We start from the raw sequence: 2,288 nt of genomic DNA on the forward strand, positions 1-2,288 counted from the left end.
ACAAGCACAACTAATAAGATAGCGTAGATGATTTTTCGTTTATTCGACATATTATACATGAATTACAGTGGGGGATTTTGCAAGAAATTGCGTTAATTTATAAAAAAATGGTTTGAATCCACACATTTATTTTCATTCAAAGCTTCGCTAAAACTTCATCAATTTCAAAAGTTGTAATTTGGTAAGGATAATTGACATACGATTCGTTATCTTCATTCATTCGATACCCAGCTTCTATATTAGTTTTTGCTTGGACTAATAATACTTTTGCTGCTTCTTTTTGGTTGATTTGCAGTAAAACCATAGCTTTATAATACTCAGCATCTGGAAAATGTGAATTTTGAGCCATAGCATTTTCGAGGTATGATAAAGCTTCTTTATACTTTTTTTGCTTGTATTTTGTCAACCCCCAGTAAAACCAATCTACATAATGCACTGCTTCTTTGCCTTTCAATAGGGAATTATTAACCGATAAACCTAAGTAATAATCGGCTGAATCTAATTTGCCTAACTTTAAATAAGAAATACCTATCCAAAAAGGAAAACTATGGTCCATTATTTGGTCGATTGGGCGTTTTTTATAAATAGCTTTCAAATCTGTGATTGCATTGGCATAGTCTTTCATAAATACACATTTCATAAAACCTCGATAGCCCAACCAAGCCAGTGTGTCGTATTCAACTGCTTTATTCAGAAACTTCATACCATCATAATATTTGCCACTTTTAAAATTTGGCATAGATTTTTGTTGCCATAGATAAGCATATTTAGGCTCAATTGCCAAGGCAGAATCTAAATACATTTGCCATTCTGACGAGTTATAGCTGAACTTATGCCAGTGTTTTTGCGTAATATATTTTTCTTTTTTTGCTTTCAAAACACTATCATTTTGAGCAAAAGAAGAAAACATAATCAGTAAGAATGTGCAACTAAGGCACAATTTCCGTAACTTTTCCATGCTCAATTTTGAAGGTTAAATAAGTGTAATAATCAACTTTTAAAGTTTTATTATGAATTGCAATTTTCCAATCATTTAAGGTCTTGGTAAAAGTTAGTAATTCCTCAACATACTTTTCGTCAAACTTCGTATTTTGGTAATGATTATCAATTTGATAGATTTCAAAATTTCCTGTTTGCCCTTCGCAATTCACCACAAAACGAATCGTAACAAAGCCATTTATTTGCCTTGGCTGGTTAGTCAATGTTCGATTTAATTGCTCTGTGAGTTTTTCGGAGGAAAGTGGATATTTTGTGTTGTAGGAATAATACTGAAATTTCCATTTTTCAAGTAATACGCTACTACACGGCTTGAATGAACCTTGCTGGGAAAATGAAAAGAAGGGAGTGAGGATAATAAGGAAGAGTATGTATTTCAGCATAAGTAATTTGTGGACTGTTTACACTTGCAATATCTTAAAAACTACTGAAATACTCAAAAAATAAAGGCAGAATAATTGTTAAAATCTTGTGTGAGATAGAAAAATAATGCAGGCTAATTCCATTAATTTCTACGCATTAATCTTCCAAAATGTTCCCAATGAAAGTATTTTTAAAGAAAAAAGCAGCTAACAAAAACACAACCGCCCAATTGAGGTAGATATAGTAAAAATCCTCTACATCACGATATACATTATCTTTGATTTTTACTTTTTCAAGGCGGTTGATTTGTTCGAAGATATTTCGGAGGGTTTGGTTATCGGTTGCTCTAAAAAACTGTCCGTTTCCTTCACGGGCAATCTCTCGGAGGGTATTTTCATCAACTTTTACTTCGCTGTCATTACCTCCGACGGCAATCGTATAAACTTTTATACCAAAAGATTTTGCTAAATCGGTAGCTGTGAGTGGGTCGAGCGAGCCTGCGGTATTATCTCCATCACTCAGAATAATGGCTACTTTGCTCTTACTCGGAATCTCACGCAAACGGTTAATACAAGTAGCCAATGCACTTCCAATGGCCGTTCCTGTGGTTTTTATGAGGTTACTATTTATTTCGTTCAGATATTCATTCAGCACTTCGTAATCGGTCGTGAGCGGACACATCGAAAATGCTTCTCCCGCAAAAACAACCAAACCGATACGGTCTTGAAAACGCCCTTTGATGAACTCATGCCCAACGTTTTTGGCCGCCTCCAAACGATTCGGACTCAAATCGGTTGCCAACATTGACTCCGAAATGTCCATGGCGAGCATAATATCAATACCTTCCGAAAACTGTTCTTTACTTTCTCGCACTCGCTGCGGGCGTGCCAACGACAACAAAACGCAGATAACGCCCAAAATGAAAAATA

The 2,288-nt window shown here is 35.1% G+C and carries 3 protein-coding genes; all 3 read right to left on the minus strand.

Annotation, left to right across the window (positions count from 1 at the left end):
• Positions 1-136: 136 nt before the first annotated feature.
• Positions 137-877: a tetratricopeptide repeat protein gene (locus tag ACOVO2_RS20255; RefSeq protein ID WP_421771723.1), complete on the minus strand. Its 741-nt coding sequence runs from the start codon at positions 875-877 to the stop codon at positions 137-139.
• A 52-nt stretch (positions 878-929) separates the two neighbouring features.
• Positions 930-1,379: a hypothetical protein gene (locus tag ACOVO2_RS20260; protein ID WP_421771724.1), complete on the minus strand. Its 450-nt coding sequence runs from the start codon at positions 1,377-1,379 to the stop codon at positions 930-932.
• Positions 1,380-1,515: 136 nt separating this feature from the next.
• Positions 1,516-2,288: VWA domain-containing protein (locus ACOVO2_RS20265; protein ID WP_421771725.1), on the minus strand; the 773-nt coding region annotated here is incomplete at its 5' end.

The organism is Emticicia sp., from assembly GCF_049241225.1.
Lineage (GTDB): Bacteria > Bacteroidota > Bacteroidia > Cytophagales > Spirosomataceae > Emticicia.

What these genes read in the sequence shown, in the direction of transcription:
- ACOVO2_RS20260 (WP_421771724.1), bottom strand. Translation starts at nt 1,379, where the DNA reads ATGCTGAAATACATACTCTTCCTTATTATCCTCACTCCCTTCTTTTCA.